18 protein-coding genes are annotated in these 22,565 nt (G+C 55.8%); 7 read left to right on the forward strand and 11 right to left on the reverse strand.

All coding sequences use genetic code 11. The features are described 5' to 3' along the window. The first annotated feature begins 50 nt into the window (after positions 1-50). Genes AC5Q5A_RS12040 through AC5Q5A_RS12055 form a run of 4 tightly spaced genes read left to right on the forward strand, consistent with a single transcriptional unit; the run spans position 51 to position 6,825 of the window. Positions 51-1,091: an AAA family ATPase gene (locus tag AC5Q5A_RS12040; protein WP_063089141.1), complete on the forward strand. Its 1,041-nt coding sequence runs from the start codon at positions 51-53 to the stop codon at positions 1,089-1,091. After that, complete coding sequence (locus AC5Q5A_RS12045; RefSeq protein WP_197146643.1) at positions 1,092-2,045, forward strand: DUF58 domain-containing protein; 954 nt, start codon at positions 1,092-1,094, stop codon at positions 2,043-2,045. Further along, entirely contained in the window at positions 2,042-4,753 is a 2,712-nt protein-coding gene (locus AC5Q5A_RS12050) for a DUF4159 domain-containing protein (RefSeq protein WP_493895427.1), read from the forward strand. The genes AC5Q5A_RS12045 and AC5Q5A_RS12050 overlap by 4 nt, the downstream gene beginning before the upstream one ends. Further along, positions 4,750-6,825 carry a hypothetical protein gene (locus tag AC5Q5A_RS12055; protein WP_493895428.1) on the forward strand — a complete coding sequence of 692 codons (2,076 nt, stop codon included), beginning with the start codon at positions 4,750-4,752 and terminating at the stop codon, positions 6,823-6,825. Before AC5Q5A_RS12050 ends, AC5Q5A_RS12055 begins: the two co-directional genes overlap by 4 nt. On the opposite strand, the gene AC5Q5A_RS12060 is transcribed toward AC5Q5A_RS12055, so the two are convergent. Then, complete coding sequence (locus AC5Q5A_RS12060; RefSeq protein WP_008889880.1) at positions 6,826-7,791, reverse strand: LysR family transcriptional regulator; 966 nt, start codon at positions 7,789-7,791, stop codon at positions 6,826-6,828. A gap of 150 nt (positions 7,792-7,941) precedes the next feature. Here AC5Q5A_RS12060 and AC5Q5A_RS12065 point away from each other — a divergent pair, with 150 nt between their 5' ends. After that, positions 7,942-8,901 carry a glutathione S-transferase family protein gene (locus AC5Q5A_RS12065; protein ID WP_493895429.1) on the forward strand — a complete coding sequence of 320 codons (960 nt, stop codon included), beginning with the start codon at positions 7,942-7,944 and terminating at the stop codon, positions 8,899-8,901. A 78-nt stretch (positions 8,902-8,979) separates the two neighbouring features. Here AC5Q5A_RS12065 and AC5Q5A_RS12070 read toward each other — a convergent pair whose 3' ends face one another. From AC5Q5A_RS12070 to AC5Q5A_RS12110, 9 genes are all read right to left on the reverse strand, one after another. Next, a complete protein-coding gene (locus AC5Q5A_RS12070; protein ID WP_064781144.1) occupies positions 8,980-9,483 on the reverse strand; it encodes a F0F1 ATP synthase subunit B family protein in 504 nt (167 codons plus the stop codon). Between the two features lie 4 nt (positions 9,484-9,487). Continuing rightward, on the reverse strand, positions 9,488-9,973 hold the full coding sequence (locus AC5Q5A_RS12075; protein ID WP_008889877.1) for a F0F1 ATP synthase subunit B family protein: 486 nt from the start codon (positions 9,971-9,973) through the stop codon (positions 9,488-9,490). A 74-nt stretch (positions 9,974-10,047) separates the two neighbouring features. Next, positions 10,048-10,272 carry an ATP synthase subunit C family protein gene (locus AC5Q5A_RS12080; protein WP_007089066.1) on the reverse strand — a complete coding sequence of 75 codons (225 nt, stop codon included), beginning with the start codon at positions 10,270-10,272 and terminating at the stop codon, positions 10,048-10,050. Between the two features lie 60 nt (positions 10,273-10,332). After that, complete coding sequence (locus AC5Q5A_RS12085; protein ID WP_008889876.1) at positions 10,333-11,055, reverse strand: F0F1 ATP synthase subunit A; 723 nt, start codon at positions 11,053-11,055, stop codon at positions 10,333-10,335. Between the two features lie 21 nt (positions 11,056-11,076). Further along, entirely contained in the window at positions 11,077-11,442 is a 366-nt protein-coding gene (locus tag AC5Q5A_RS12090; protein ID WP_040823076.1) for an AtpZ/AtpI family protein, read from the reverse strand. A gap of 449 nt (positions 11,443-11,891) precedes the next feature. Continuing rightward, positions 11,892-13,223, reverse strand: coding sequence for a class I SAM-dependent methyltransferase (locus tag AC5Q5A_RS12095; protein WP_493895430.1), 1,332 nt, complete (start codon positions 13,221-13,223; stop codon positions 11,892-11,894). 88 nt (positions 13,224-13,311) lie between these two features. Continuing rightward, positions 13,312-16,845 (reverse strand): chromosome segregation protein SMC, encoded by a 3,534-nt coding sequence (gene smc, locus AC5Q5A_RS12100; protein ID WP_493895431.1) that lies wholly within the window; start codon positions 16,843-16,845, stop codon positions 13,312-13,314. A gap of 73 nt (positions 16,846-16,918) precedes the next feature. Next, positions 16,919-17,515: a DsbA family protein gene (locus AC5Q5A_RS12105; RefSeq protein WP_493895432.1), complete on the reverse strand. Its 597-nt coding sequence runs from the start codon at positions 17,513-17,515 to the stop codon at positions 16,919-16,921. A 232-nt stretch (positions 17,516-17,747) separates the two neighbouring features. Then, positions 17,748-18,359, reverse strand: coding sequence for a DUF721 domain-containing protein (locus tag AC5Q5A_RS12110; protein WP_063089150.1), 612 nt, complete (start codon positions 18,357-18,359; stop codon positions 17,748-17,750). Between the two features lie 77 nt (positions 18,360-18,436). Between AC5Q5A_RS12110 and mutY the strand changes: the two genes are divergently transcribed. Next, on the forward strand, positions 18,437-19,516 hold the full coding sequence (mutY, locus tag AC5Q5A_RS12115) for an A/G-specific adenine glycosylase (protein ID WP_493895433.1): 1,080 nt from the start codon (positions 18,437-18,439) through the stop codon (positions 19,514-19,516). Between the two features lie 445 nt (positions 19,517-19,961). Here the strand turns inward: mutY and AC5Q5A_RS12120 are convergent, their stop codons facing one another. After that, positions 19,962-21,062, reverse strand: coding sequence for a site-specific DNA-methyltransferase (locus AC5Q5A_RS12120; protein WP_063089153.1), 1,101 nt, complete (start codon positions 21,060-21,062; stop codon positions 19,962-19,964). Between the two features lie 477 nt (positions 21,063-21,539). Here AC5Q5A_RS12120 and AC5Q5A_RS12125 point away from each other — a divergent pair, with 477 nt between their 5' ends. After that, positions 21,540-22,547, forward strand: a complete 1,008-nt coding sequence (locus tag AC5Q5A_RS12125) for a BMP family protein (RefSeq protein ID WP_493895434.1) — start codon at positions 21,540-21,542, stop codon at positions 22,545-22,547. Positions 22,548-22,565 lie beyond the last annotated feature (18 nt).

Below are 22,565 nucleotides of genomic sequence, written 5' to 3' on the forward strand. Positions count from 1 at the left end.
TCTGGCCTGCCAACGCCTGCACTGCAACATAGGAAGCACAGTCAACCGCCATGACAAACGCGCCACAATTCCCCGAAGAAATGGGTTTCTCCCAGGAAAGCAGTCTTGAACGCGATGCAGCCCGTCTGGACGAGTGTGTCGCACGGCTGGCCGAAGCCCGCAAAATGATTTCCAGTATTATATTTGGGCAGAATGATGCCGTAGAGCAAACACTTATCGGCATTTTATCCGGTGGACATGTCCTGATGGTCGGTGCGCCGGGCCTTGGCAAGTCGCTTCTGGCGCACACGCTGGGCAAGGTTCTTGGCCTGCTTGACAAGCGTGTTCAGTTCACACCCGATCTTATGCCCGCTGACATTCTGGGTTCCGAAGTTCTTGAAGAAGGGGCGGACGGCAAACGCGCCTTTCGCTTCATCAAGGGACCGGTATTTTGCCAGTTGCTTTTGGCCGATGAAATCAACCGTGCCAGCCCGCGTACTCAATCGGCCCTGTTGCAGGCAATGCAGGAACGCGAAGTCTCGGTTGCCGGTTACAGCCACAAACTGCCCGAACCGTTCCATGTTCTGGCCACCCAGAACCCGTTGGAGCAGGAAGGCACCTATCCCCTGCCCGAAGCACAGCTTGACCGTTTCCTGCTTGAAGTCCGCCTCGGCTATCCCGATGCCGATGAAGAACGCAAGATCGTGACCGAAACCACCGGCCGGTATCCCGCCCGCCCGCGACAGGTTCTTCAAACCGATGATCTGGTCGAGGCACAGGACTTTGTCCGCCGCCTGCCGATGCCGGACCGCGTTCTTGATACCATCATTGCCCTGTGTCGCGAATGCCGCCCGGAAAGCACATCGCTTGCCGATATTCGTGAAAACGTCGCCTGGGGCCCCGGTACACGCGCGGCACAGGCCCTGTCACTGGCGTGCCGGGCACGTGCGATGCTGTTTGGGCGCTTTGCCCCCTCGATCGAGGATATCGAAGAACTCGCCGTTCCTGTTTTGCGCCATCGTTTTGGCCTGACCTATGGCGCACGCGCCGAAGGCTTTACCGCCAAGGGGCTGATTACCGATGCGCTGGCCCACCTGCAGGAGAAAAACTAATTGGTCACCGCCCCCGTGCAGGATCATGTTGCCGCCGCCCGCGCCCTTGCGGCGAAACTGCCACAGCTGATTGATGAGTCACGCAGAACGGCCATCAGTCTGCGCAGTGGCCTGCATGGCAATCGCAAGGTCGGGCCGGGCAGCGATTTCTGGCAATTTCGCCCCTATGTCCCAGGCGATCCAACCAACCAGATTGACTGGCGCCGATCTGCGCGCAGCGAACATACCTTCATCCGCCAGACCGAATGGCAGGCCAGTCACAATTACTGGATCTGGCCGGTTCTTTCGCCGTCGACCTATTGGGCATCAAGTGACAAGCTGCCGTCAAAGGCAGAACGCACCCTGATCATTTCCATCGCATTGGCCGACCTTTTGATCCGCAACGGCGAGACCGTTGGCACCTTTGATGGCGAACGTACGCGCATCACATCGGCAGAGCATCTTGAAAAACTGGGTCACGCGATGCTGGCAAGTCCACAAAGCATCGCCGGCCAGGCGACAAACATTCACCCCGGTCGCAAACATTCGGTGCTGATCCTTGGCGACTTCCTTGAATTTGCGGATCAAAGCGAACAGTCGGCACGCACGGTACGGCGTTTGGGCCAGTATCAGAATGACGGTGCGCTGGTGCAAATTCTTGATCCTGCGGAAATCGCCCCGCCATTTCAGGGGCGGGTTGATCTGTTTGATACCGATGATCAGATGATCTTTCGCAGCGAAAAGTTCGAAGACCTCACGGAGGGCTATAAACTTCGCGCCCAGAAATGGCGGGCATTGGTCCGCGATGCTGCGCGCCAGAATGACTGGCTTTATGACCGGCATGTCACATCCGAAAGTGCCAGCCCGACATTGCTGGCCCTTTATCAGCATCTGAGCGAACGGCAAAATCAAAGCGGATCGAACGGGCGCGGTCGTCCTAACCTGCATCGCCATAACACACAGGAGATGTCATGAGCCTGTCGGCCATCACATTCCTGTATCCTGCGATGCTGGCTGGGTTGCTGGCATTGCCTATTGTCTGGCTTTTGATCAGATCGGCACCACGGTCACCCAAAACCGTTATCTTCCCGGCTGCGCGTATTTTGCGCGGCCTTAAAAGCAAACGCCGCGATATTCAGCGTGCGCCGATCTGGCAAACCATTCTGCGCTGTTTGATCCTGACGCTTCTGATCATTGCCGCTGCCCGCCCGGTGATGAACCGCAATGATTTTGCCGCTAATGATGGCGCGATCCTGATCATTGCCGATAATGGCTGGGACAGTGCGGCGAACTGGCGGCAATACCGCACGGCATTGCAACAGATCGCCAATCAGGCCCGGTTCGAGTTGCAAACGGTCTATATCGCCCAAACCGCGCCCGAGGCCGCAGGTGCGACCACATGGAAACTGCCAGACATTGTCGGGCCGGTATCGCCCAACGATACCAAAAACCTGTTTGATCGCTTGCAGCCACGTCCTTGGCCCTCGGATTATGCCGCCCTTTCGGATTTGATCTCCGAACGGCCGGAAATGAACCGGGCTGTCGGCAGCATCTTGTGGTTAACCAGCGAAATGGACAGCCCCGGCAAGGCCAAGATCGCATCCGAACTGCTTGATATCGCGCCAATCACAACGATTTCACCGACTATTTCCGACCGTATCGCCATCCGGTCGCTTAGCCGGTCCGGTACCGGCATGTTGGCAACATTGGCCCATAATCGCGACGATCATCCGCGCGAGATTAATCTGCTGGCCCGCGGCGAACGCGGCAATGTGATCTTGCGCCATACGGTCGAAATCACGCCGGACAGCGATCAAAGCGATGTCGCCATTCTTCTGCCGCGTGATATTTCCAACGCCATTCAATCCGTGGGCATTGAGGGGATGGAAAGTGCCGCGTCGGTGTTTCAGACCGGTGCGCGCTGGCAACAACGCCGGGTCGGTGTCGTGGTCAGTTCTGGCGACGGTCCGGGGGTTTTGTCTGATCAGTATTTCTTCCTTGATCGGGCGCTTTCGCCCTATGCCGATGTGACTTATGCGCCACTTGGAACATTGCTTGAAGACAAGGTCGATGTTCTGGTCTCCGCCGGGCCGATTTCAGGACTGGGTAGCCAGTTTGACGCACTTGAACGCTGGGTCAATGAAGGCGGCATGCTGGTGCGGTTTGCAGGCGACAGTTCATCGCAGATCGGCAACGAATTCCTGCCCGTCACACTCAGGCTGGGCAACCGGGACTTTGGCGGGTCAATGTCTTGGGAAAAGCCCAAAAGGTTGCTCGACTTTCCGGACAACAGCCCGTTTCACGGGGTCGAAGTGCCTGACGACATCACGGTTACCCGCCAATTGCTGGCCGAACCCGACCCAGACATTGTCAGCAAGACGTGGGCACGTCTGACCGATGGCACGCCGCTGATCACCAGCACACCGCGCAATGCCGGGCGGATTGTACTTTTCCATGTCACACCATGGGCAGATTGGTCGAACCTTCCGATGTCGGGCCTGTTTGTCGAACTGTGGCAGCGGCTTCTTCCCCTTGCCAGTCCGAGCAATCGCAGCGACGCCGAACTGCAAAGCAGCCTGCCAGCCCAGACCATTCTGGACGGTTTTGGTCGACCGCATCAGCCAGATGCCTTGATCCTGCCGGTTCAAACCCCGCTTCCGACACCCAATCCGCGCCATCCACCGGGCATTTACGGTGAAAACGGACAGGCGGTAGCACTGAACCTTGGCCCGTCCCTTACCGATATCGGCCGCGATGTGGTTTGGCCATCGGGCATCAGCACACGCGAAATCACCGATCAAAGTCAGGTTGATCTTGCCGCCCTTTGCCTGTTGGCGGCCTTTATCCTGATCTTGTTTGATGCCGCGATTTTGCTAGTGCTCAACAATGTCTCACTCCGGCGCAGTCGACGCAGCAATGCCCTTACATCGCTTTTGTTGGCCGTCGTCCTGACCGGTGCGGCCTCCGCCAGCGTGATGCTGCCCGGACCATCCATGGCGGCAACACTGCCCGAAGCAGCCCTGCAACCGCGTCTGGCGTATCTTGAGACCGGGAATGCCCCGGTGGATCGCCTGAGCCGTGCCGGGATGACGGGCCTGACCGAAATCCTGCGCCGACGTAGTGCGGCAGACCTCAACACCGTCGATGGCGTCAATCCGGAAACCGACGAGCTTAGTTTCTATCCGCTGATCTATTGGCCGCTGGTTGACGGGCAGGAACCGTTTTCCGAACGCGCACAGGAACGATTGAACCGTTATCTGAATAATGGTGGCATGATCCTGATCGACAGCCGGGACCGCGAAGTCCAACCGGCGCGCTTGAGGCGTCTTTTGGCCGGGCTGGAAGTCCCGCTTTTGGATCGTGCGCCAAGTGATCACATACTGTTTCGCAGCTTCTATCTGCTCGATCATGCCTTTGGCCGGTTTTCCGAACCGCTATGGCTTGATGCGCGTCCCAGTCAACGTCTGGACGGGGTTGCATCGGTTTTGTTTGGCGGCAATGACTGGGCATCGGCCTGGATCATTCCCGAAGGCCGCGATGAACTGCGTAGCGAAGACATATCCCCCCGGCAGCGCGAAATGGCCTATCGGTTTGGCGTCAATCTGGTGATGTATGCCCTTACGGGGAGCTACAAGGGCGATCAGGTCCATATCCCGGCCATTCTGGAAAGGTTGGGCCGATGAACCAGGGATGGCAGAACCTTCAGATTTCCCCGCTTCTCGACATCACCATCCTGCAAGGGTTGGCTGTTCTGTGTTTGATTGCGGTCATTGTCTTCACGATCTTCCGGCTGCGTGGGACGGTCTGGCGTGGGGTGGTGATGGTGCTGGTTCTTCTGGCCCTTCTGGCACCGCAATTTACCGACCGTGAAAGCGAAAAACTAAGCGATATCATTCTGGTGCTTGTCGACCGATCGGCTAGTCAGGATATCGCAAACCGTGCGGCACAAACCGATGCGGCGATTGCCGAACTGCAAGATCGTTTTGCCGAGGATCCATCGGTAGAGCTTCGCTTTGAAGATGTTCCGGGTGATACAGATACCCGCATGTTTGCCGTCCTTGACCGGTTGCTGGGCGGGTTGCCGCGTGAACGGCTGGGTGGTGTCATGATGATTACCGACGGGCAGGTTCATGACGTACCAAGCAGCCTTGATCTGAACGCGCCCTTGCATGTTTTGATCAGTGGGGGGCGCGATGAACGTGATCGCCGGTTGGTCATTCGGCAAAGTGCCGATTACGGCATTGTCGGCAAGGACGCCGAATTCATGATAGAGGCGGTCGATCCGCAACTGCCGCCCGGCACGGCAATCCCGGTTCGGATGCTGCTTGAAGATGGTACGGAACGTGAAATTGCCCTGCCCGCCAACGAACAACGCCGGGTCAGCATCCCGGTGCCGCATGCCGGATCGGTTCTTGCCGAATTGCGTATGGATACGCTTGAGGAAGAAACCGACAAGTCCAACAACCGGCTGATCCTTGAAACCACCGGTGTGCGTGATCGTTTGCGTGTGTTGTTGTTATCTGGCGAACCCCACCCGGGCGAGCGGGCCTGGCGCAACCTTTTGCGGGCTGATCCGGGGGTGGATCTTGTGCATTTCACGATTTTGCGCCCGCCTGAAAAGGGCGACGACACGCCTATCAATGAACTGGCTCTGATTCCGTTTCCGATCCGCGATCTGTTTGAAGTTCGCCTGCGTCAATTTGATCTGATCATTTTTGACCGCTATCAGATGCGCGGCGTCTTGCCGCCGCACTATCTGGAAAAGGTGGTTGATTTCGTCAAATGGGGTGGCGCGGCACTGGTCGTCGCCGGGCCGGAATATGTCGGCCCGGACGGGCTTGCCAGCACGGCGTTGAATGACCTGATGCCTGCCGCGCCGACCGGACGGGTTATCGAACAGGCCTTTGTCCCCCGTGTTAATCAGGCCGGCCGCCTGCACCCGGTTACAACCGCCATTGCCGGATCCCCCAACACGCCCCCGAAATGGGGCCAATGGTATCGTCAGATCGAAACACGTATTTCTGATCCCGATGCCATGACGCTTCTGACCGGTGTCGATGACCTGCCACTTTTGACCATGCAGCGGGTCGAGGAAGGCCGTGTGGCGATGTTAAGTTCCGATCAGATGTGGCTTTGGCAGCGTGGCCATGATGGCGGCGGCCCTGTGGCAGAATTGCTGCGGCGCTTGTCACACTGGCTGATGAAGGAACCAGCCCTTGATGAAAACACTGTGCTGACCGAACGCAGCCCGGATGGCGAGAGCCTTATCCTCAATTGGCGCAAGATCGGCGCGGCCCCCGAAGCTGCCAGCGTGATCAATCCGGAAACCGGCGAGCAGATCAATGCCGCCTTCGAACAACTGCCCGATCAATCCTGGCAGGCGACTGTTCCGATTGAAACCCGCGGTCTGATCCGGGTTCGGGTGCGTGATCAGGATGATCGCAGTCAAACCGCGTTGCATGTCGATCGTGATGTCCTGACCGCCGAAACCCGAAATACTAATTCCACCCCGGATCTTTTGGCCGGGCTGGTTGCGGAAAATGATGGCTATATCGGCCGGATCGAAGATGGGTTGCCCGATTTCCGCCATGTGCCCGATGACCGTATCTGGCATGGCAGCAACTGGGCCGGGTTCCTTCAGACCAACAGTTTCAAGACCGTGATTGGCGGCATTACAAACTTGCTGCCGATCCCGTTTGTCGCGCTTTTGATCGGGGCGATCTGTTTGCTGGGCTGGCGGGTCGAAAGCAAGTGATTAGGGTCGAGGTCTTTGACGGCCGCGCCCTTCACGGTATTCCGCACAGGCTTCCTGATGGAAGTTGCACAATCCGCCTTTGAACTTTTCGACCAGAAAATCGATGAAAACACGCACCTTGCTGGGCAGGTGGCGGCGTTCCGGATAGACCGCGTAAATACCACCACTGCTAAGCGGATCGTAATCATGAAGGATGCGGACAAGACGCCCTTCGCTCAGCGCCTCTGCGACGATGAATTCCGGTTCACGGGCAATGCCGAGGCCACGAATGGCCGCAACGGATGTGAATTCACCATTGTTGCATGACATCACTGGATTAACCCGGACCGAAACCTGACCATCAGGTCCGTCAAAGTCCCAGATATTGGGGCTTGGCACGTTGGTGTAGGAAATCGTTCGGTGCTCGGCCAGTTCCTGTGGTGTTTTGGGTTCGCCATACTGTTCCAGATACCCCGGTGAGGCCACGACATGGCCGGTGAAATCGGCCAGTTTGCGGGCAATCAGGCTTGAATCCTTAAGCCGGGTGATGCGTATCGCCATATCAATCCCCTCGGCCACCAGATCGACCATATGATCGGCCAGATGGATATCGACATGCAGCCCGGGATACTTGTCCATGAACTCGGTCACCAGTTGTGGCAGATACATCTGCCCAAAGGTCAGGGGGGCTGAAATACGCAATGTGCCGCGCGGCGTGCCGCGCAAATCGGTCAGCGCATGTTCGGCTGTTTCGATTTCTTCAACCACACGCGCGCAGTGCTGATAGAAGGTCGACCCGGCATCCGTCAGGCTGAGCCGACGGGTGGTTCGGTTCAGAAGCCGGATGCCAAGATTGTCTTCAAGCTTGGTTACATGTTTGCTGACAGCAGATTTGGACATGCCAAGCTTGCGCGCCGCACCGGAAAAACTGCGTTCCTCGACGACACGGGCAAAGACGGTCATGCCGTCAAGATTTCCGATCAGCATTATGCGGCTCCTGAGCGGGGTACTGTTGCGCGATTGGAAACAAATTAATGTCACATCAACGGATTGTCTTCAACGCGCAAATAAGCACAATAAAGCCTAACCGCGGCAGAATGCCTGCCAGAACCGATTAACAAAATTTGGGAAACGGACATGGGATTACTTGTCGACGGAGTCTGGCACGACAAATGGTATGACACCAAAAGCAACGGCGGAAAATTCAAACGCCAGGATTCAGCTTTTCGCAACTGGGTGTCTGCCGATCAGGATGCCGAGTTTCCGGCCGAAAAGGGCCGCTACCACCTGTATGTATCCTACGCCTGTCCCTGGGCCCATCGCACGCTGATCTTCCGTGCCCTTAAAGGACTGGAAGACATGATCAGTGTATCGGTCGTGCACTGGCACATGGGCGAGAACGGCTGGAAATTTGATCGCGATGCGGGCCTTCCCGACCATCTCGAAGACCGTGACTTCATGCATCAGGTCTATACCTATGCCATGTCGGATTACACCGGTCGCGTCACCGTGCCGGTGCTTTGGGACAAGAAGACCAACAAGCTGGTCAGCAATGAGTCGGCTGAAATCATCCGCATGCTTAACAGCGCGTTTGACGATCTTGGCGCAACAGAGGCTGATTTCTATCCCGAAGATTTGCGCACCGAAATCGATGCAGTGAACGAACGGGTTTACCACGATGTGAATAACGGCGTTTACAAGTCCGGCTTTGCCACAACGCAATCAGCCTATGAAGAAGCTGTCACCACGCTGTTTGATGCACTGGACTGGTTGGAAGAACGCCTTTCAAAGCAACGCTACCTTGTTGGCAACCAGCTTACCGAAGCCGACTGGCGCCTGTTCACAACCTTGTTGCGCTTTGATCCGGTCTATCACGGTCATTTCAAATGCAACCTGCGCAAGCTGAACGAATATCCCAATCTTTGGGCCTATACCCGCGATCTGTATCAGCACCCGGGGATCAAAGAGACGGTCTTTATGAACCATATCAAGGGCCACTACTACGAAAGCCACCCGACGATCAATCCGTCCGGCGTGGTCCCGCTGGGCCCGGTCCTGGACCTTGATGAACCGCATGGCCGCGAACATTTGTCCTGATCCTAAGCCGGACCTTCGAACAATAAAAAACCCCGCAGCATTGCTGCGGGGTTTTCAGTTTCCGGAAACCGGAAAAAATCAGTTCAGACGACCTTTGAGTTCCGCGATCGCGCTATCAACCAACTCGTCTGCCTTTGCACCAGAAACCTTGTCACTAACAAGGGCCATGGTGGCCTTGGCTGCGATTTCGGCAACATGTGCACGAACTTCGGCAATAGCCTGGCTTTCGAGGTTGGAGATACGGTCCAGAGCTTGCTGTTCACGACGTTTGAGCGCCGCTTTCAGTTCTGCCTGGGCGTTCTCGAGCATACGGTCGGCTTCCACCTTGGCATGCGCACGGATTTCGTCAGCTTCCTTAAGCGCTTCACGCTGTTTGGCCTGATAATTGGCCAGAAGCTCCTGGGCTTCTTCACGAAGACGCTGTGCTTCGTCCAGTTCGTCGGAAATCTTCTGTGCACGTTTATCAAGTGCGGCAGAGATCCCTTTGACGGCTTTGAAACCGCCAAAACCGACGACCAGCACGAAAGAAAGCGTGGTCCAGGTGTATGGATCGGTAAGGAAAGTAACCTCTTGGGTTGCCATTGTCTTACTCTCCTACGATTGCCGAAACAGCCTTGTCGGCAGTTTTGGCCTGAACCTTGACACCGATAAGTTTGTCGGTTGCTTCACGGGCAATTTCCGATGCTGCTTCTGCAACACCCGTCATTGCATCCGCTTTGGCGTCCGCAATTGCCTTCTCGGCATCAGATGTCTTTTTAGACAGCTTCTTGACCATAGCTTCGGTTTTCTTGGCTTGCTCTGCAGCAGCCTTTTCCGATGCTTCGCGAATGTCAGCCTGAGCGGCTTCACGAGCTTCTGCCAGAGCAGCCTCGTATTTCGCGATGGCGGCATCGGTTTCGTCTTTCAACGCCCGAGCCTTGCCAAGGTTGTCTTCGATGGTTTTTTGACGGCGTTCAAGAACCTCACCAACCTTCGGCAGCGCAATTCTCGACATCAGGAAATACAAGATGGCGAAAATAACGAACAGCCAGAAGATCTGTTCCGAGAACGTCGCAATATCAAACTGCGGCATAGCCTACTCCCGAATTCAACGACGCCGGCGAGGGAGTGCCTCGCCGGGCCGTGTATTCGCGCAAAAGGCGCCGATTAGCCGAACAGAACGATCAGCGCAACGACGAGTGCGAACAGTGCAATAGCTTCGGTAACAGCAAAGCCGATCCAGCCATACAGTTCAACGTCGCCTTTTGCAGCCGGGTTACGGCCAACAGTCGCAATCAGGCTCGACCAGATGTTACCAACACCGATACCGGCACCAATCATGCCAATAGCAGCCAGGCCAGCACCGATCATCTTAGCAGCATCGAGTTCCATAACTTCACCCTTTCGAATTTCTTAAAGGCAATCAGAAGAGATCACACCAAACCACACACATCAGTGCATGTGGATTGCATCATGGAGATAGATGCAGGTGAGAATTGTGTAGACGTAAGCCTGAAGCGCAGCAATGCCAAACTCCAGAACAGTAATCCCCGTCAGCAAAGCAAAGGGAAGCACGCCGAGAATGCCAATCAGGCCGACGAACCCACCGATAACTTTCAGCATGATGTGGCCGACGGTCATGTTCGCAAACAGTCGGATCGCCAGGCTGAACGGACGAGAGAAATAGGAGATGATTTCGATCGGGATCAGAATGATCGCGGTCGCAATCGGCGCACCTTCAGGGAAGAACATCCGAAGGTAATGCGTACCGTGACGCATGAAGCCGATGACCGTCACACCGAGGAAGATCACCAGAGCCATCGCAAAGGTAACAGCGATGTGGCTCGTAAAGGTAAAGCTGTGCGGGATCATGCCAAGCAGGTTCCCGAACAGAACAAACATAAACAGCGTAAAGACGAACGGGAAATATTTGCGACCTGCGCTTCCCACGTTGTCCTTGAGCATATTGGCGACGAATTCGTACATCACCTCGGCAGATCCCTGCCAGCGGCCCGGAACCAGCGCGCCGCGACGCATCGAAAGCGTCATGAAGCCCGTTACGAGAACGGCTGCGATCACCATCCAAAGTGCGGAGTTGGTGAAGGAAATATCAATGCCGGCAACCGAAAGTTCGGCCAAGGGCTTGATTTCAAACTGCTCTAGCGGTCCAGCCACCGTAATCCTCGCTCAATATTATCAGGGTTCGGATTTGTCCCCGTTCCCCTGCTTGCGCTCCCCCATCGCACGACCAAGTCCGACAGCACTGTCAAAACCCTTGGCAACGCGATAAGCGTTCAAACCTCCGGCACCTGCTCCGAGAAAAACAAACAGAACAAGCAGCCAAGGTGTCGTATCAAGCACCCGATCCAGCGCCCAGCCAATCAGCAAGCCGACAAGAACCGCAGCGATCATTTCCGCCGAAATCCTCATGCCAAGCGCCATCCCTTGAGATGGTTTGCCGGTCGCCCGGTTCGGGCTGTGCAGTTCTTCTCGCTTGCCTGCTACGGCTGCCAGTTTGCTTTCAAGCTCTGCTAATGAAGCGCGATCTTTATCATCGCTCATTGTCGTGAACCCCGCTTTGGCAGCCCTGCAAACGTCGCAAGGAAATGCGCGGGCAACATACTTAGCACCCCATGGGCTGTCAAGCTGTAAAACCCCGTCTCCCCGGACCTTTGAAAACTGAAATAATAATAATTATTTCAGTTACTTAACCCCTTAAATGTGAAGGAAAACACTTTTAGAGTTAGGCAATAGTCGCAGTCAAAAGAATTGACAGTGATCTGCGCCAGTGGCCTGCAACCGGCGGTTTTCCTTGGTTCCTGCCGGTTTTATACCCTTTGACATCACAGATGACAAATTTGGTGTTTTTCACCGGGCCCCGGCAATTTGCCAAAATCAGGAGCGTTTTTGCCCAAAACCATGAAATATCGGTGGATTAAAGACAGTGGGCATTCCCGATTCACCCGCGGTCACCGAATGACGCTTGCAGGGGCACTAACCCCGTAAACCAATCAGATCTTGCGCACGCTAAGCGTCCGTTCACCGTCGGTTTTTTGCCAGCCGCCAGGCTTTGATGACAACATCCAATCGAACTTGTGAAACAGCGCCCACACAGCCCCCAATGTATTGATCGCAATCGAGTTCATATCAATCGGCTGGGTATCAAGAATTTCATCGCGCAGAATGGCGACAAGTTCTGCAACCGTCTTCTTGCCATCAAAGACCGCCAGCAACCGGGCGAGATCCGGCCCACCGGTCAGGTCGACCGCATTGCCACTGCCGTCTTCGATCAGAACAGGTTGTCCGGCCAGCGCCACCAGATCATCAAAAAAGGTCTTGTTGGGCGGGACGAAGAAGTAAGGTGCCAGTTCGGCATCTGGCAGCATTTCGGCAGTTTGGCCCTTGTCTTCGCGGGTCAGGTAGAATGCATGAAGCGGCATTGCGCCACTGAACCGTTCGCAAAAGGCCTGCTGATCGCGTAGTGGCTTGGCCGCCAGTTCGCGCAGAATGGCCGGATCACGCACCAGATTATCGATCTTGTAATGGGCCTTGCCGGTTCCGCCAAACCCGAAAAAGCCGGTGAAGGCCGCAACATGAAGGTCCGCAGAAGAGGCAAAATCATATACCCCGTGGACGTCATATGCGCATTCGACGGGATGAAGCAGCAAATCAACAATTTCCGGATCGTTTTCAAGCAACCCTTTGATTAAGCCCGGACCACCGCCCATTTTAAGCAGCATGTTGTCTTCGGGCAGGGTCGATAGCAATGTCCGCGTCATCGCCAACTGTTGCTGCAAATCTTTGCCTTCGAGCAATGGCTCGATCATTTTGCGCCACTCGGTAACGGCAAGACGCCCATGTTCGCCATACACCATGATGCCCATTGCACCGTCGGGTTTAAGCATCGACGTCAGATCGCGAAGGCCCTCTTCCGGGTCTTCAAGATGGTGCAAGACACCTGCACAATTGATGTAGTCAAATGGCTTGGGCTTGGATTTGGCGAATTCAGAGATGGTCTGATTGACGTAGGTGACATTTGAAAGACCGCGTGCCTCAGCCCGGGCACGGGCGACCTTGGTACTGGCCGCGGACGGTTCGAGATAGGTCACCGATCCACCGACATCGCGCAACTGTTCTGCAAGCCAGATCATCGAATCCCCGGTGCCACCACCGGCAACCAAGGCCTGGAAGTTGGCATCAAATTCCTTTGTGCCGCCAAAACAGTAATGATTGACCCGTGACAGGGTATCGATCGGCGGCATTAACAGGCGGTCTTTTTCCTGCCCTGGATCGCGCAAGGGATAGGGAAACTGTTCGTAAAGCTCGCGCACTTTCTGGGACATCAGACCTTCACCATCATTGAGTTTAAATGATGTGTAACATCGCGTGCCCTATCAGTTTATTAATGGAATGCTTAATAAGCAGCACAGATTAACTGGTGAAGTCGAGTTCGGTCTGTTCTTTCTTGGAATAGACTTCTGCCTGATGCAGGTCGACCGAGACCAGCGAAGACACACCACGTTCGGCCATGGTCACCCCAAACAGACGGTTCATGCGGGCCATGGTCATACGGTGGTGCGTGATAACCAGGAAGCGGGTATTGGCATGACGACCAATGGCCTCCAACAGCTTACAGAAGCGGTCAACGTTGGCGTCATCAAGCGGGGCGTCAACCTCGTCAAGGACGCAAATCGGGGCCGGATTGGTCAGGAAGACCGCAAACAGAAGCGCCACGGCAGTCAACGCCTGTTCCCCACCTGACAGAAGCGACAGATGCTGAAGCTTTTTGCCCGGCGGGGATGCCATGATTTCGAGCCCGGCTTCAAGCGGATCATCCGCATCGGTCAGCATCAGATGCGCACCGCCGCCCCCAAACAGGCGGACAAACAGTTGCTGGAAATGCTTGTCCACCTCGTCAAAGGCGGCTTTCAAACGGGCGCGGGCTTCGCGGTTGAGCTGATTGATGCCATTGCGCAGTTTTTCAATGGCAGCAATCAAATCATCGCGTTCAGACACCATGGTGTCTTTCTGTTCCTGCATCTCGGCCAGTTCGACCTCGGCACGCAGGTTAACCGCCCCAAGATTTTCACGTTCGCGGGTCTGGCGTTGCAGCCGGGCTTCGATGTCGCCTTCGCTTGGCAGGTCCTTGGTCAGGTCAATCTTGCCCAGTTCAACCAACTGGTCCGGCGTCGCATTGACACGTTCGCGGATACGTTCGATCAAATCGCGGCGATGCTGTTCGGCTTGCTCAAGCAGCGCCTCGCAGCGCACACGACCTTCGCGGGCCTCGGCCAATTTCTGTTCGGCTTCGCGCAGGTTGATATCGGCTTCGCGCTGGGCATTCTCGGCGCGCTGCAATTCATCAGCGGCATCTTTGCGGGTCTGATCGGAAAGTTCGATCCGGTCAGAAAGAATGGCACGGCGTTCTTCGATCTCTTCGGGCTTGAGTTCAAGCTCCTCGATCTCCATCCGCGCTTCTTCCTGGCGTTCGCGCAATTCGGCAACCCGTTCACCCGCACCCGATGCACGTTCGTTCCAGGTGGCAATTTCGTTTTCAACGAATTCAAGGCGCTTGCGGCGGCCTGACATGGTGCTTTGCATGCGTTCAAGCTGACTGCGGGCTTCCATATGGTCCGCACGCGCATCGGCCAGATTGGCGCGTTTCTCAATCAGCTCGGCCTTGATTTCCATCAGGCCCTCGCTGCTTTCCTCTGGCAGGGCTGCAAGCTCTTCCTGTTCGGCAATCAGTTCATCAAGGTCCTGCTTGGCGCGTTTTTCGGCCTCTTCGGCGTTCTGAAGGCGGCTTTCAATCGCGCTGGCATCGCGTTTGATATTGGCGATTTCTTCACGTGCAGATGACGCCGCAGTTTCAGCATCGCGCACCGCGCGGTGTGCTTCCTGTTCGGCCGTTCGGGCCGCCTCGATTTCTTCATCAAGGCGTTCGACATTTTCGCTGGCGATCTCGGCGCGCTCGCTTGCGGCTTCGACCACCGCATCGGCTTCTTCAAGCTCGCCGCGCAATTCATCAAGACGGTTACGCTGGCGCAGACGGACCGCGGCGGGCAGTTCCGCCCCGGCCAGAATACGATAGCCATCCCAACGCCAAAGAGCCCCGTCGCGCGACACAAGGCGCTGACCAACCTTTAGGTTTTTGGCAAGGAAATTACCGGTTGCTTCGTCTTCAACAATGCCGATCTGCCACAGACGCCGGTTCAAAAGTGCGGGTGCCTCGACATATTTGGCAAGGGCCGACACCCCATCGGGCAGGGCGGGATCATCAGTCGCCGGGTCAATGGTGGCCCAATGCATTGCGGCATCGGTTGCGTCCGGGGCATCAAGGTCTTCACCAAGGGCAGCTGCCATCGCAAGTTCAAAGCCACTTTGCACCGTGATGTTTTCGATCACACCGGGGTATTTATCATCGTCACCGCCGCGCAGCAGGCTTTCAAGTGCGTCGATCTCGGCAGTCAGGCGCGCCTTGCGGCTTTCGGCATCACGCAAGGCATCGCGTGCATCACTTTCGGCGGTTTTCAGGCCATCTTCGCGGTCACGCATTTCAGCCAAGCGCATCTCGGCCTCTTCGACGGCCATTTTGCGCTGTTCGACCAGTTCCTCGCACTCTTCAAGATGCATGCTTGCTTCTTCAAGCGCCTCGGAGAAGTCGGCTTCAATCCGGATATCATCAAGTTTGGCGACAGCCTCGTCATGGCGTTCGGTCAGGCGCGCACGGCGGGCATTCAGTTCGCTGAGGCGCTGTTGCACCGATTTGAGACGTGCCTCTTCCTCGGCGACCTTGTTGGTCATTTGATCAACATCGGCTTCCAGCTCTTCGACACGCAGCGCCTTTTCGGATGCCATTTCGCGGGCTTCATCAAGGGCGTCATCTTCGCCGCCTTGGGCCTCGCGGAGTTCTTCGCGCTCGTTCTTGAGCTTTTCAAGCGCGCCTTGCGCATCACTTGCCAGTTCGGCCTCACGCGCAAGGTCGGTATCGATTTGCTGAATACGGGCACGCAATTGGCCCATCTGGGTTTCGATCTGGGCCTTGTCCTTATCAAGGCCTTCGCGCTCGATCAAAAGACGCTGCAGGGCGGCGGCGGCCTCGGCCTCTTTTTTGCGAAGATCGGGCAGGCTTGCGGCCACATGGGCCTGAACCGTGGTCGCCTCGGTCACAGACGAGGTCAGATCACGCACAGCACTTTCGCCCGCGACCAGCAATTCACGTGCATCTTCCTGGCGTTTTTGGGCCTCGGACCAGCGGATGTGGAACAACAATGCCTCGGTCTCGCGGACACTTTCGGAAAGTTTGCGATACCGTTCGGCCTGTCTTGCCTGTTTTTGCAGCGATGCAATCTGGCCATCAAGCTGCAGCAGAACGTCTTCAAGACGTTCCATATTTTGTTCGGCATTCTTAAGGCGCAATTCCGCCTCGTGGCGGCGTGAATGCAGGCCGGTAATACCGGCGGCTTCTTCAAGGATCAGGCGGCGCTGGATCGGTTTGGCCCCGATCAGTGCACCAATTTTACCCTGGGAAACCATGGCATTTGACCGCGCACCGGTTGCAGCATCGGCAAACAGCAATTGCACATCACGGGCACGGACATCCTTGCCATTCACGCGATAGTTCGACCCACCGCCACGCTCGATACGGCGCGTGACTTCAAGCAAGTCAAAATCATTGAACATCGCGGGCGCCTTGCGCTCGCTGTTATCAAGGGTGACGGATACTTCGGCGACGTTACGCGCCGGGCGCGACGATGTGCCGCCAAAAATCACGTCGGACATGTCCGAGCCACGCATCTGCTTTGCCGATGTTTCACCCATCACCCAACGCAATGCTTCGACAAGATTGGATTTGCCACAGCCGTTCGGGCCGACAACACCGGTCAGCCCGTCTTCAACCAATAAATCTGTTGAATCGACGAAGGATTTGAACCCCGTCAGCTTTAGCGATTTAAACTGGACCAATCATGTCCCCCGGTCCGACCCTGTCCCTTGTTGCCGGACACCACACATGCGGTGTCCGGCAGAATTGTTTTATTTAGTCGATAAGGTCTTCGACTTTTTCGATAAAGAATTCCGCGTCACGCGAACCGGCAATGGTGTCGCCATCAAGAACGAAGCTTGGCGTGGAACTAACGTTGAATTCCTGTTCGCCGCGCATGCGTGAGCCGACGATACCATCAATCAGTTCCTGATCGGCCATGCAGGCATCAACCGCATCACCGGTCATGCCGGCAAAGCGGACCACTTCCTTGATGCTGGCAATCGGGTCTTGCGAACGTGCCCAGGTCATCTGGGATTTGAACAGCATGCCAAGCACACCGAAATAACGATCTTCGCCCGCGCACTGGGCGATTGCAGCCGCACGCAGCGCAACACCATCCAGCGGATAGTCGCGGAAGATCAGTTTCAGTTTGCCGGTATCAATCAGCTTTTCCTTGATCTCAGGCAGAACCTCGGTGTGGAAGGACGCACAATGCGGGCAGGTCAAAGATGCATATTCAATCATCGTGACCGGCGCATTTTCATCGCCCAGCACATGTTCATTCCACTCAACTGCCTGTGCCTGTTGGGTGCTTGCGACCCCAACCATCATCAAAAACGCACAAGCAAGAAACTTAACTGCCTTTAGCAAGGAAACCTCCGTTAAAACAAAGTTTTGTGATTACAAGCCTGTTGCAGCGCGCGAGTCAACACACGCCCGAAAACGGCTATGCCACCAACGAGTCGCCAAGTTGGCGCGCAATTGCGGCAACTCCGTGATCGTTCATTTCATGAAACTGATTCGATTATCCCCGACGCGCAAGACAACAGATCGTGACCGCTGGGCAAGTTATCAAATGCCAACGGTTACGGTCGTTCGGGCGTTATTTCTTGCCTGTTTTCGGGCGCAAACCGCCGCTTGCACCGGCGATGTGACGACCAAGACGGGTCAGAACTTCGCGAAGATGCGGATCTTCGATCTTTTCGAGGTCGGCCTGACTGGTTGGACTGATGTCGGCTTCGGGCACCTCGGTCGGGCGGTGAACGGTACGTTCGGGCCTTGAAATATCGCCCTGAAGCATCGTGATCTTGTTGATCGCACGATAGCCGAAATAACTGTTCACCCGTTCGATGATCTGCGGCATGCGGTGTTGCAGCTCAAGGGCGACCGGCCCGACAACCCGGATCAGCAACGTACCACCGGCCATGCTTTCCTTGGGCGGCGGGCTGTATTTCAGCGGCATGGTATATTGTTCAAGATCACGTCCGACGATCTCGGCCCAATGCAGGATGATTTCCGTTTGGAAAAAGCCGCGCTTGCGCACCAGCGGCCGGGTCAGGTTGCCAACAAGGGGTGCAACATTACGCAGGCCCATCCGACGTTCCGAGCTACCCAGCGGGACAAAGCCCTGCTTCTTTTTGGGCGCAACGGATTTGGATGCCTGATCCATCACCGAGCCACTTTTCGTACCAACACTATCTTTTTTCTTGCTCACGCCCGCTTCTTTCGTAGGGTCTGCATACCTTCGGACCAAAACTCTGCGTCCGCAAAACAACATAACACGGGATCGACGTGCATTTCACCCATCAGGATACCCAACGCCTCGCAGCAAGCATGCTGGAATGGTACGACCGCCATCACCGCACCCTGCCATGGCGATCAGAACCAGGCGAGACGCCAGATCCCTATCATGTCTGGCTCAGCGAAATCATGCTGCAACAAACCACCGTGCAGACGGTCGGGCCGTATTTTGCCGCCTTTCTGAAGCGCTGGCCGACGGTGACCGACCTTGCCAATGCCGAACTTGATGATGTTTTGCATGCCTGGCAGGGGCTGGGATATTACGCACGGGCGCGCAACCTGCACAAATGCGCCAAAGTCGTCGCATCGGAATATGACGGCGTTTTCCCCGATACCGAGGAAGGGTTGCTGAAACTGCCCGGTATTGGCCCCTATACCGCCTGCGCGGTTGCCGCCATTGCCTTTAACCGCCATGCAAGCCCGGTGGATGGCAATATCGAACGGGTGATTTCACGCCTGTTTGCGCTGGAAACGCCGTTGCCAGACGTCAAACCGGAAATCAAGGAAAAGTCGGCTGCTCTGACCCCATCCGACCGCCCGGGCGATTATGCACAGGCATTGATGGATCTTGGGGCGACGGTCTGCACACCGCGCAATCCCGCGTGCGGCATTTGCCCATGGCAAGCCGATTGTGAAGGCCGCAAATCAGGCATCGCGCCCGACCTTCCCAAGAAACGCAAAAAGGAACCCAAACCAACCCGGGTTGGCTATGCGTTTTGGATCCGGCGTGAAGATGATGGCCGCATCTTGGTGCGTCGTCGCCCAGAAAAGGGATTGCTGGGCGGTTTGTATGAAGTGCCGGGCAGTGACTGGCGCGCGATTGAGGCGCCCGATGAAGTCATGCTTTCCGAGGCACCGGTATCCGCCAACTGGTCGGAACTTGACGGTACAGTCGGGCACACTTTCACGCACTTTCATCTCAGTGTCAGCGTGCTGGCCACGACCCTGCCCGCTGATCAGGCCGATAAACTTGAAGGTAGCTGGACAACCATCGACGGGCTTTCGGACTTTGCGCTGCCGACCATCATGAAAAAGATCGTCCGTCATGCCCTGAAATATGGGCCAGCCTGAGCTGATGAGCTGTGCCGAATGAAAGCACCGCAATTTAAAAAGGCCCGCGGTCGGAACCACGGGACTTTTTGTTTTTGAACATCGCGCGGCGCGATCAGGCGTAAATATCGATCACCTGTCCTCGGCCCTCTGTCGGGGTCGGGGCTGCCTGCTGCGACGTTTCGGTTTCTGCTGCTTGCTCTATCCGCTGTGTCGGCGGTGAATTCAGGTCGTTATTACCCGTTTCAGCAATTGGCGCGGTTGCCTGCTGAATCTGTACCGGGTTGGGTGCGTATGCTGCACCCCCTACTGCACCTGCTTGCATATTCTTCTCCATCTATCCTTGCGGATAAGTTTGATGATCGGAATATAGCAAAATTTTTGCCCAAAAGCAAAACCGGCGGGTTTTGCAACCACGCCGGTTCTTTTAGGCATCAAGGATTTAGCCGGAGCTTTGCGGCCTGGATCAGGCGGGGACCTGACCCATTTCCTTACGCAGCTGACTGCGCAGATTATCAATCGAAACCAGTCGGCCATCGCACTTGTAATGCCAATAAGTCCAACCATTACAAGCCTGTGCGCCCTGAACGTGGGCACCGATCTGATGGATCGAACCGGCATTATCCTTGTGACTGATCGAGCCATCGGCACGCACCATGGCAGCCACATTGCCCCGGTTGTCATAGATCTTGTCGCCCGGTGAAAGCAGGCCACGTTCGATCACCGCACCAAACGGGATACGCGGCAGGGAACGCTTCGACTCGGTCAGCTCAAGGCTGTCGCCATCAAGCATCTGAACCTTGGAAATGCGTTCGCGCGCAGCTTCGGCATAGCTTTCTTCGCGTTCCAGACCGATGAAGTGGCGACCAAGGCGACGTGCGGCTGCACCGGTGGTGCCAGTGCCAAAGAACGGATCGAGCACAACATCACCCTGACGGGTGGTCGCCATCAGAACACGCTGCAGCAATGCTTCGGGCTTCTGGGTCGGATGGACCTTCTTGCCCTTGTCATCCTTAAGACGTTCCGAGCCAGAGCAGATCGGCATCAACCAGTCAGAGCGCATCTGCAGGCCTTCATTAAGCTGCTTCATTGCTTCGTAGTTAAAGGTGATGGCCTTTTGCTCTTCGCTTTTGGAACACCACAAAAGGGTCTCGTGTGCGTTGCAGAAACGCTTGCCGCGGAAGTTCGGCATCGGGTTGGTTTTGCGCCAGACGATATCGTTCAGGATCCAATACCCGATATCCTGGAGCATGTTACCAACACGATAAATGTTGTGATACGAACCGATCACCCAGATCGCACCGGTGTCCTTAAGCACGCGGCGCGCCGCCGTCAGCCAGTCACGGGTGAACTCGTCATAGTGACGGAAGCTGTCGAACTGGTCCCAATGATCGTCAACAGCGTCGACCTTGGAATTGTTCGGGCGCAGAAGATCGCCGCCAAGCTGAAGGTTATAGGGCGGATCGGCAAAAATCAGATCGACGGATTTTTCCGGCAGGCTGTTCATCAGTTCGATGCAATCGCCAACCATCACCTGATCAAGTGGTAAAGATGTCTTTTTTGTCATGATGCCTTCTAGGTTCCCCCTTGAAATCTTGATGAAAGCATCAACCGAAATAGTTAATGAAAGAGTTAACCGACTCCGAAATTTTTCAAGGATTCGCATTGTGTTAGAAAGTGCGTCACCTGTTTAGACAATCTTAACCGCTATGCCCGAAAAACCGGAAGATTTTGCCCCTGCTACCGCATGATCATAAATGCGGTTGATGCAGCCCGGACTCGGGTATCGGGCCTGCGCGAAACAGCACCAATCGACACCGGAATATCCAACGATCACCTTTTGGCTGCGCAGAAACCTGCCAATTGCACGCGTTAATTCACCCTAAACCCCTTGCATTCCCAAATACTTACACCAAAGAGAGGAAAACTGACCATTTGGACAGAAGGTGCTTTGCCTCTTTTGTGATCGCGTATACAATCTGCCCACAATCTATGCAAAAGGTTGAGTTTCGCACAACGGCAATAAATCCGCAGGGGGACAAAAATGAAGTCTGGTACTTTCCGCCTAACGCGTCGTGCCATGCTGTCGGCCATCGCTGGCGCAGCCGCCGTCGTATCGTTCGGCTTTGGTGCACCGGCCGAGGCCGCCGATCCGCTCAAGGTTTCGGCAATCTACACTGTTCCGGTCGAACAGCAGTGGGTATCGCGCATTCACAAGGCGCTTAATGCCGCCGAAGAACGCGGCGACATTTCTTATGAATTTTCCGAAAACGTCGCCAACACCGACTATGAGCGCGTCATGCGCGAATATGCCGAAAACGGTTCGGACCTGATCGTTGGTGAAGTGTTCGGCGTTGAGCGTGCTGCGCGCAAAGTTGCGGCCGACTATCCGGAAACCGCGTTCCTGATGGGCTCAAGCTTTGCGCCGGACGGGGAAAACTTCTCGGTCTTTGATAACTTCATCCATGAGCCGAGCTACCTTGTCGGCATGGCGGCTGGTAAGGCGACCGAAACCAACAAGATCGGCATGGTTGGCGGTTTTGCCATCCCGGAAGTGAACCGTTTGATGCATGCCTTCATGGCCGGTGCGAAATCGGTCAATCCGGATGTCGAGTTCATGGTGACCTTCATCAACAGCTGGTATGACCCGCCCAAGGCGAAAGAAGCAGCCTTTGCCATGATCGATAGCGGTGCGGACATCATGTATGCTGAACGCTTTGGCGTTTCCGATGCTGCCAAGGAACGCGGCATTCTGGCCGTTGGTAACGTGATCGACACCGCGGCTGACTATCCGGGCACCATTCTGGGTTCGGCTCTTTGGCACATGGAAGCCACCATTGACCACGCCATCGAGGCGGTCAAAGCCGGTGAATTCAAGGCCGAAGATTATGGCAAGTTCAGCTACATGGAATATGGCGGCGGTTCTGTCGTTCTCGATCCGGCCCTGCTGCCGGACGGTACGGTCGAAGAAGTCGAAGCCAAACAGGCTGAAATCCTTGATGGATCCTTCACGGTCGACGTAAACGACGAAGAACCGAAATCATCAATGTAAGATTTCGCTGAAATCATT

It is taken from the genome of Thalassospira sp. CA1, assembly GCF_059052855.1.

What these genes read in the sequence shown, in the direction of transcription:
- AC5Q5A_RS12095 (WP_493895430.1), bottom strand. Translation starts at nt 13,223, where the DNA reads ATGTCCCAGAAAGTGCGCGAGCTTTACGAACAGTTTCCCTATCCCTTG.
- AC5Q5A_RS12055 (WP_493895428.1), top strand. Translation starts at nt 4,750, where the DNA reads ATGAACCAGGGATGGCAGAACCTTCAGATTTCCCCGCTTCTCGACATC.
- AC5Q5A_RS12125 (WP_493895434.1), top strand. Translation starts at nt 21,540, where the DNA reads ATGAAGTCTGGTACTTTCCGCCTAACGCGTCGTGCCATGCTGTCGGCC.
- AC5Q5A_RS12080 (WP_007089066.1), bottom strand. Translation starts at nt 10,272, where the DNA reads ATGGAACTCGATGCTGCTAAGATGATCGGTGCTGGCCTGGCTGCTATT.
- AC5Q5A_RS12120 (WP_063089153.1), bottom strand. Translation starts at nt 21,062, where the DNA reads ATGACAAAAAAGACATCTTTACCACTTGATCAGGTGATGGTTGGCGAT.
- AC5Q5A_RS12040 (WP_063089141.1), top strand. Translation starts at nt 51, where the DNA reads ATGACAAACGCGCCACAATTCCCCGAAGAAATGGGTTTCTCCCAGGAA.
- AC5Q5A_RS12070 (WP_064781144.1), bottom strand. Translation starts at nt 9,483, where the DNA reads ATGGCAACCCAAGAGGTTACTTTCCTTACCGATCCATACACCTGGACC.
- AC5Q5A_RS12060 (WP_008889880.1), bottom strand. Translation starts at nt 7,791, where the DNA reads ATGCTGATCGGAAATCTTGACGGCATGACCGTCTTTGCCCGTGTCGTC.
- AC5Q5A_RS12050 (WP_493895427.1), top strand. Translation starts at nt 2,042, where the DNA reads ATGAGCCTGTCGGCCATCACATTCCTGTATCCTGCGATGCTGGCTGGG.
- AC5Q5A_RS12075 (WP_008889877.1), bottom strand. Translation starts at nt 9,973, where the DNA reads ATGCCGCAGTTTGATATTGCGACGTTCTCGGAACAGATCTTCTGGCTG.
- AC5Q5A_RS12090 (WP_040823076.1), bottom strand. Translation starts at nt 11,442, where the DNA reads ATGAGCGATGATAAAGATCGCGCTTCATTAGCAGAGCTTGAAAGCAAA.
- AC5Q5A_RS12065 (WP_493895429.1), top strand. Translation starts at nt 7,942, where the DNA reads ATGGGATTACTTGTCGACGGAGTCTGGCACGACAAATGGTATGACACC.